Origin of the sequence: Actinoallomurus sp. NPDC052308, assembly GCF_040679195.1 — a bacterium.
Classification (GTDB): domain Bacteria; phylum Actinomycetota; class Actinomycetes; order Streptosporangiales; family Streptosporangiaceae; genus Actinoallomurus; species Actinoallomurus liliacearum.
On sequence record NZ_JBFAUM010000032.1, the window covers coordinates 73,924 to 81,953 of the forward strand.

General features: G+C 72.3%; 7 protein-coding genes and 1 tRNA gene. 1 reads left to right on the forward strand and 7 read right to left on the reverse strand.

The features are described 5' to 3' along the window. Positions 1 to 61: 61 nt before the first annotated feature. From AB0L00_RS39920 to AB0L00_RS39950, 7 genes are all read right to left on the reverse strand, one after another. Positions 62 to 718, reverse strand: a complete 657-nt coding sequence (locus tag AB0L00_RS39920; protein WP_364442812.1) for a hypothetical protein — start codon at positions 716 to 718, stop codon at positions 62 to 64. Positions 719 to 759: 41 nt separating this feature from the next. After that, positions 760 to 1,914 carry a hypothetical protein gene (locus AB0L00_RS39925; protein WP_364442814.1) on the reverse strand — a complete coding sequence of 385 codons (1,155 nt, stop codon included), beginning with the start codon at positions 1,912 to 1,914 and terminating at the stop codon, positions 760 to 762. Between the two features lies 1 nt (position 1,915). Further along, positions 1,916 to 1,988: transfer RNA gene (locus tag AB0L00_RS39930), tRNA-OTHER, on the reverse strand. 49 nt (positions 1,989 to 2,037) lie between these two features. Next, positions 2,038 to 3,435 (reverse strand): aldehyde dehydrogenase (NADP(+)), encoded by a 1,398-nt coding sequence (locus tag AB0L00_RS39935; RefSeq protein ID WP_364442815.1) that lies wholly within the window; start codon positions 3,433 to 3,435, stop codon positions 2,038 to 2,040. Further along, positions 3,432 to 4,391 (reverse strand): hypothetical protein, encoded by a 960-nt coding sequence (locus AB0L00_RS39940; RefSeq protein WP_364442816.1) that lies wholly within the window; start codon positions 4,389 to 4,391, stop codon positions 3,432 to 3,434. Before AB0L00_RS39940 ends, AB0L00_RS39935 begins: the two co-directional genes overlap by 4 nt. Before the next feature lie 11 nt (positions 4,392 to 4,402). Continuing rightward, positions 4,403 to 5,407, reverse strand: coding sequence for an alcohol dehydrogenase catalytic domain-containing protein (locus AB0L00_RS39945; RefSeq protein ID WP_364442818.1), 1,005 nt, complete (start codon positions 5,405 to 5,407; stop codon positions 4,403 to 4,405). Continuing rightward, positions 5,404 to 6,561, reverse strand: coding sequence for a mandelate racemase/muconate lactonizing enzyme family protein (locus tag AB0L00_RS39950; protein ID WP_364442819.1), 1,158 nt, complete (start codon positions 6,559 to 6,561; stop codon positions 5,404 to 5,406). The genes AB0L00_RS39945 and AB0L00_RS39950 overlap by 4 nt, the downstream gene beginning before the upstream one ends. A 226-nt stretch (positions 6,562 to 6,787) precedes the next feature. Between AB0L00_RS39950 and chvE the strand changes: the two genes are divergently transcribed. Continuing rightward, on the forward strand, positions 6,788 to 7,921 hold the full coding sequence (gene chvE, locus AB0L00_RS39955; RefSeq protein WP_364442821.1) for a multiple monosaccharide ABC transporter substrate-binding protein: 1,134 nt from the start codon (positions 6,788 to 6,790) through the stop codon (positions 7,919 to 7,921). The last annotated feature ends 109 nt before the right edge of the window (positions 7,922 to 8,030 follow it).

Consider the following 8,030-nt stretch of genomic DNA (forward strand, 5'->3'; position numbering starts at 1 on the left):
TCCGTTCCTGGAAGGATCGGAACTTATTCTACGCACAGATGATCTGCGCGCTCAATATCTCTCAGGCGTTGCGCATCCAGTGGCCGGTGGTGCTCCAGCCGGTGAAGCGGCGGGCGGTCGGGGCGCTGTCGTCGTCCAGGCTGCCGCCGACGAGGACGTGCCGCAGCCCGGCGAGCACCGGCGCCACCCGCCGTACGACGTGCTCCGGGTGGCGCCGGACCTCCTCCTGGATCCCGGCGATGACGGCGATCTGCTCCTCCAGGCCGCACAGCGACAGGAAGAACACCACCTGCCGCCAGGCGTACGCGGCGTCCTTGATGAGGCCCAGCGGGTACCGGTTGCCCTCCACCCGGGCGGTGAGGCGGCACACGGTGGTGAACGCCCGGCGGGCGAGGTCCGCCCAGCCACCGGCCGGATCCACACCGATCGGGTGGACGAGCGCGGCGAGGTTGTGCGTCGTGAGGATCTGCGCCTGCTCGATCACCTTGCCGTTCGCCGCCACCCACGAGCCGCCCGCCAGGTCCCCGGCCCGCCCACGGCACACCACGGCGAACCGCTCGGGCTCGGGCAGCCCGCGGACCGCCGCGTAGTCGATCCCGTAGTACCGGTCGTAGAGCGTGCCCTCGAGCAGGTCGGCGGCCAGCCGGGCGGCGCGCGGGTACTTGGGGGAGAAGGCGCCCATGAAGATGTCGGCGGCCAGCTCCTCGGTGAACGGCACGTCCAGGCCCGCCTGCCGGGACAGCGTGGACAGCTCCCGGATCAGCGGGTTCGGCAGGATCGTGCCCGGGAAGCCCTGCAGCGCCAGCTCCCCAAGGCGTACGAGCGCGGTGTGCGCCGAGCCGCCGCCTCGAGCCGTCGCGCGACGAGCACCTGGGCCAGGGCGTGCGTCGCCGGGCGGGAGGCGTTGACGGCCTGGGCGGTACGGAGCGCGACGTGCCGCGCCGACCCGGGGACGCCGCGCCGGCGGACCATCGAGTCGACCGCGTGCCGCAGCAGGCCGCGCAGTCGCGGATCGAGCTCGCGCCCGGCGACCGCCTCCTCCAGCGCGGTGCGCAGGATCGCGAGGTTCTCCTTGGGGTGGCGATGCTTTGTGCACAGGGTGTGGACAGTGGCGAGCTCCCGGTACCGCGCGAGCAGGCCGGCGCCGCGCTCCCGCCAGCCGTCGAGTTCGGTGGCCGCGACGCGCCCGGACTCGACCGTCTCCAGCCAGTGCGTGAGGAGTTCGTCGGCGAACGGGTTCCAGACGGTGAGCGCCTCGTTCATCGCCGCGACCGCGTGGTTCGGGCGGCGGCCGTCGAGCGCGGCGCGCACCTCACCGACCGTCTCGCGATGCACGACCTCATCGTGGGAGGCGACCGCGCCGCGCGGCGCGGAACCGGTGGTCGGGCGTGGGGTGAGGCGGAGCCGGTCGGCGAAGGGGTGGATCTCCTCCAGCAGCGTGAGCGCCGCCGGCCGGTCGCCGGACCGCAGTAGCCACGCGACCGTGAGCAGCGCCGCCTCCTCCGGCACGGCCACCTCGTACGCGCCGCCGTCCAGCAGCGCGTACAGCTCGGCCAGGCCCGCGTCGGTCAGGTGGTGGCGGAACAGCGCGTACCGGTCGGCCGGCACGCCGGCCCGGCGGGCGGCCTCGACCTCGTGCGGCAGGAGGGGACCGCCGGCGGCGGCCTCGCCCGTGGCGAAGCCGCCGCGTACGACCTCCGGGGTGACCCAGACCGGGAACCCGGCGACCGGCGTCCGCGACCCGACCGTGACGGTGCCGTCCGCCATACGGGTCAGCACCCGCTCCCAGCGGCGCACGCGCTCCTCCGCGCGCCGCCGGGTCTCGTCGTCCTCGTGGTCGGACGCGGTCGTGAACGCCTTCGCCAGCTGCCAGGACGGGTACCCGGCGCCGATGCGCACCTCGGGAGGAACCATGCCGGCGTGGCGGGTTCCGCCCCCGCGCCCTCCGGGTCCAAGCCCGGTGCTCTGTCTGACTGAGCTACACGCCGATCGCAGCCCGAGCGTAGGAGCGGATGTTCACCTCGGCAACGCGTTAACTCACCGCACGGTCGGCGGGAGCAGCTCGTCCGGCAGGCCCTGGAAGGTGACCGGGACCTGGAAGCGCCGGATCGCGGCGGTGCCGACGGACGTGTGCAGCGGCGCCGTCGTCGCGGGCCAGGGACCGCCGTGCTGCATCGACCGGTTCACCGCGACGCCGGTGGGCCAGCCGTTGTAGACGACCCGGCCGACGTGCCGGGCCAGCTCGGCGACGAGGCCGCGCGCCAGGTCGGCGTCGGACGGCTCGGCGTGCACGGTCGCGGTGAGCGAGCCGGGCACGGCGGCGACGGCGGCGCGCAGCTCCTCCTCCGAGGAGTACTCGACGATGACCGAGGCCGGGCCGAAGCACTCCTCCGTCAGCTCGGGCCGCGCCGCGAACTCCTCGGCGCTCACCGCGAACAGGTGCGCCCCGGCGCCCTCCGCGACGGTGCGCGTCGCGCCCGCGAGGCGCTCGACGCCGGTGCGGAACCCGTCGGTGATCTGCGGGGTCAGCAGCGCCGGCGCCGCGACCGCCGCGACCGCCTCCGAGAGCACGGGCTCCAGGCCGTGCCCGGCGGGCAGGAACAGCAGGCCCGGCTTCGTGCAGAACTGCCCGGACCCGAGCGTGAACGACCCGACGTAGCCGCGCGCGATCTCCGCACCGCGGGCGGCGACCGCCGCCTCGGTGACGAAGGCCGGGTTGATGCTGCCCAGCTCGCCGTAGAACGGGATCGGGTCCGGGCGGCTCGCGGCGGCGTCGAACAGCGCCCGCCCGCCGCGTACGGAGCCGGTGAACCCGGCCGCCCTGATGTTCGGGTCGTTGATCAGGGCCATGCCCGCGTCGAACCCGTGCACGAGCGCGAAGGTCCCCTCGGGCGCGCCCGCCTTGGCGAGGGCCTCGGTGACGATCTCGGCGGTACGCGCGGACGTGCGCGGGTGGCCGGGGTGGGCCTTGACGATGACCGGGCAGCCGGCCGCCCAGGCCGAGGCCGTGTCGCCGCCCGCGACCGAGAACGCGAACGGGAAGTTGCTCGCGGCGTACACCGCGACCGGCCCGATCGGCAGCAGCGCCCGGACGAACCCGGGCTCGGCGACGTCCTGCTGGAAGCCCTCGCCGCGCGCCTCGCCTGCCAGCAGCCGCAACTGGCCGGTGGTACGTTCCACCTCGCCGCTCAGGCGGGTGGTGCCGAGCGCGGTCTCGGCGTCGGCCAGCGGCACGAGCTCGTCGGCCGCGGCCTCGAGGGCGCCGGCGACGGCCTCGAGCAGCGCGGCCCGGTCGGGCAGCGGCAGCTCCGCGAGGGTGCGCGCGGCCTTCGCCGCGGCGACGCCCAGCGCGGCGACCGTCTCGGGGGACGTCTCCGGCACGCCCGGCTCCAGGCGTTCGCCGGTCCGGGGATCGACTCCGTACAGCAGCGTCATCGCACGTCTCCGTCGGTGGGGAAGCGGTTCAGGGTGCCGGGCAGGCGGGAGCCGAGCGGGGACATGCCGCCGTCCGCGCCGAGACGCTCCAGGATGTCCAGTGCCAGGCGGCCGCGGTGGACGCGCTCCCGCATGGCGTTGACGGCCAGGTCGCGCAGGTGGCGGCCGACCGGGTAGATGCCGGGCATGTTGCGCAGGCCGAACTTCAGGTAGATCGGCGCGCCGCAGCGGATCAGCTCGGCCGCGTCGTACAGCCGGACGAAGCCGCCGAGGTCGTCGGGCGCCTCGACGTAGAAGTCCATCGGCGCGGCGCTCTGCGCCCGCAGCTCGGCGATCTGCCCGATCGTCAGGTCGCTGGGCACGTTGATGGAGTCGCCGCCGAGCTTCTCCCAGATCGCGTACGCGGCCGGGTTGACCGGCCCGACCAGCGCCGAGACCTTGAAGGTGACATCGGCGGGCAGCACGCCGGCCGCGCGCAGCCGGTGCAGCGTCCACAGCACGCCCTCGTCGGCGACGAGCAGGCAGCGGACGCCGAGGGCGACGGCGCGCTCGGCCTCCTCGACGCACTGGGCGAGCTGGTCGCGGCCGCGGGCGCGCGGCCCGGAGCCGCCGGACGACGCCTTGACGCCGGCGCCGACGTCCCAGGTGCCGCGCGGGCCGACGAACAGGCACAGCTCGATGTGGCGCTCCTCGCACGCCTTGACCATCTCGGTGATCTCGGCGTCGGTGAGCATCCAGATGCCGCTGCCCTGGCTGATGCGGTGGATCGGCACCTCGAGGCGGTCGATCTCCTCCAGCGCGGCGGCCAGCACCTCCGGCCCCTCACAGGAGGGCAGCTCGGTGCGCCAGCTTCCGCCGTCGGGGAACCGGGCCTCCGAACCGGCGGGGGCGCCGCCGCGGGCGGGCATGCCGAGCCGGTCGAGCAGGTGCTCACCGGGATACCGGGAAACGCTCATTACGGGTACTCCTAGGGCTTCAGGATGATCTTGCCGACGTCGTCGCCGCCCCGGCCGAGCAGCGCCACCGCTTCGGGGTAATCCTCCAGCGGCAACTCGTGTGTGACCAGAGGGTCGAGGTCGAGCAGGCCGGCGGTGAACGCCCGTACGGCGTGTGCCCAGGCCGCCGACGAGGCGCCGAACACGCTAGTGATCGTCAGCTGACGTTCGACGATCACGGACGGGGACAGCATCTCCGGTTCCACGCCGGGGATTCCGGTCAGCACCAGCCGGCCGCCCTTGCGCACCTGCCGGGCGGCGGCCGCCGCCGAGTCACGGGCGCCGGCGGTCTCCACGACGACGTCGAGGTGGAGCTCGCCGAGTTCGCTCGGGTGGAAGTAGGCGGTCGCCCCGCCCGCCCGCGCGACCGGCTCGCGGCCGGCGCGCGGGTCGCTGACGACGAGCTCGGCGGGGGACGAGGCGGCCAGGAGCTGGATCGTGAGCAGGCCGAGCGTGCCCGCGCCGACCACGCCGACCCGCTCGCCGGGCAGCGGCGCGGCGCGCAGCACGGCGGCGGCGGCGACCGCCGCCGGTTCGAGCAGCACGGCGGCCCGCAGGTCGGTGCCCGGCGGCAGCGGGTGCAGCAGCCGGGCCGGCACGACCAGGTGGTCGGCGAACGCCCCGGGCCGGGTGAACCCGATCTCGTCGTAGCCGGCGCCGCACAGGTTCGTGTCGCCCTCGCGGCAGCGGACGCAGGTCTGGCAGCTCACGAAGCCCTCGCCGACCGTCGGCAGGCCGGTCAGCGCCGGGTCGACGCCGGGACCGGTCGCCACGATCGTCCCCGACCACTCGTGGCCGGGAACGATGGGGAAGGAGCAGTACGCCTCCGGGCGGCCGCCCTCGTACAGCTCGCGGTCGCTGCCGCAGATGCCGGCCGCGGCGACGCGGACGAGGACCTCGCCGGGGCCGGGCACGGGCACGTCTCCCTTGATCAGCCGGTGCCGGCCCGGCCGCTCCAGGAGGATGGACCGGCTCACTTGGTCCGGGCCGGGTCGCGGTAGTGCCAGTCCTCTTTGAACAGGTTGAAGTTGGCCTGCTGGCGGGGGAACTCGGCGAGCGCGTCCAGGTCGAGCTCGACGCCGAGACCGGGGGCCTCGGGCAGCGAGAAGTACCCGTCGACGACCTCGGGCAGGCCGGGGGCCACGCCCTTGATCGCCGAGTCGGCGAAGTCGTTGAAGTGCTCCTGGATCTTGAAGTTCGGCGTGCAGGCCGCCAGGTGCAGGTTGGCGGCGGTGAGCACCGGGCCGCCGACGTTGTGCGGGGCGATGAGGGTGTAGTGCGTCTCGGCGGTGGCCGCGAGCTTGCGGGTCTCCAGGATGCCGCCGATGTGGCCGACGTCCGGCTGGATGATGTCCACGGCCTGCAGCTCGAACAGCTCGCGGAACTCGATCCGGTCGTGGATGCGCTCGCCGGTCGCGATCGGCAGGTCGGTGTGCGCGGAGACCTTGGCGAGGGCCTTGAGGTTCTCCGGCGGGCAGGGCTCCTCGAGCCAGCTCGGGTTGAACGGCGCGAGCAGGCCGGCCAGCCGGATCGCGGTCGCCGGAGAGAACCGGCCGTGCATCTCGACGAGCAGCTCGGCCTCGTCGCCGATGGCGTCGCGGACGGCCTCGACGAGGCTCACCGCGCGCATCGTGTCGGCGTGGTCCAGCTCCATCGTGCCGGTGCCGAACGGGTCGAACTTGAGCGCCTTGTACCCGCTCTCGATCACCTTCCTGGCCGCGTCGTGGAACGCCTCGGGGGTGAGGTCGACGGTGTACCAGCCGTTGGCGTACGCCTTGATCTTGTCGCGGACCTTGCCGCCCAGGAGCCGCCACACGGGCTGGCCGAGGGCCTTGCCGACGATGTCCCAGCAGGCCATCTCGACGCACGCGATCCCGGACATCGCGATCTCGCCGGCCCGGCCGTAGTCGCCGTACTTCATCCGGTGGACGAGGTCCTCGATGTCGAAGGGGTCGGAGCCCTTGATGTGGTTGATCTCCGCCTCGGCGAGGTAGCCGATGAGCGCGTCGGTGTGGCTGAGCATCCGCGCCTCGCCGACGCCCGTGAGCCCCTCGTCGGTATGGACCTGAACGAACGTCAGGTTGCGCCAGGGGGTGCCGGCGACGTGTGTCGAGATTCCGGTGATGCGCATGTGAAGCAACGCTCCTCTTGGTACGGGCCGGAGGCGGGCCGCGATGACCTCCCGGAAGCCGGATGTTACCGGTCACATGGGCAAAGTCAATGGCCGAGCCGAGGCAGGGGCGTTGCAGAACTGTGTCTTGACATCGGATTTGTGACCGGTAACACTCCCGACACAGCAGTGGGAAACCAGGCCGTAATACCGGCGTAACCGCCCAGCCCCACCCCAAAGGTGAGACATGAAAATCACAAAGCTGGCCACGATGGCCACGGGCCTGTTCATGGCCCTCAGCGTGACCGCGGCGTGCGGTTCGAGCACGAAGACCGTCGACAAGAAGGGCTCGGACGCCGGTTCGGCCAAGGGCGCGCTGATCGGCGTCACCATGCCGACCAAGTCCTCCGAGCGGTGGATCCACGACGGGGACAACCTGAAGGCCTCGCTGGAGAAGCTGGGCTACAAGGTCGACCTGCAGTACGCCGAGAACGACATCCCCACCCAGGTCAACCAGATCGAGAACCAGATCACCCGGGGCGCCAAGCTCCTGATCGTCGCCTCGATCGACGGCACCGCCCTCACCACGCAGCTGCAGGAGGCGGCCGACAAGAAGATCCCGGTCATCGCCTACGACCGGCTGATCCGCAAGACGCCGAACGTCGACTACTACGCGACCTTCGACAACTACAAGGTCGGCGTCCTGCAGGCCGAGTCCCTCCTCACCGGCCTCGGCCTGAAGAAGGAGGACGGCTCCGACGGCACCGCCAAGGGCCCGTTCAACATCGAGGTCTTCGCCGGGTCGCCCGACGACAACAACGCGACGTTCTTCTACAACGGCGCGATGGCCACCCTGAAGCCGTACATCGACAAGGGCACCCTGGTCGTCAAGAGCAAGGAGACCGACTTCAAGACCGTCGCGATCCTGCGCTGGGACCCGGCCACCGCGCAGAAGCGCATGGAGGACCTGATCACCAAGGCCTACACCGGCGGCGCGAAGGTCCAGGGTGTGCTCTCCCCGTACGACGGCCTGTCGATCGGCATCCTGTCCGCCCTCAAGAGCGCCGGCTACGGCACCTCCGGCCAGCCGTACCCGGTCGTGACCGGCCAGGACGCCGAGCTCGCCTCGGTCAAGTCGATCATGAAGGGTGAGCAGTACGCCACCGTCTACAAGGACACCCGCCAGCTCGCCGCGGTGACCGTCAAGATGGCCGACACCGTCCTCAAGGGCGGCAAGCCCGAGGTGAACAACACCAAGGACTACAACAACGGCGTCAAGGTCGTCCCGTCGATGCTGCTCCAGCCGGTCGTGGTCTACAAGGACAACGTCCAGAAGACCCTGATCGACACCGGCTACTACACGGCCCAGCAGGTCCAGTAGCGGGTCAGGGGCGGGGGGGGGGGGGGGGGGGGGCGGGGGGCGGCGGGCCACGCGGGTAGGGGGTGACCGGAGTCGCAGCAGTTATAGTTTGTGATAACTAGCATTTACT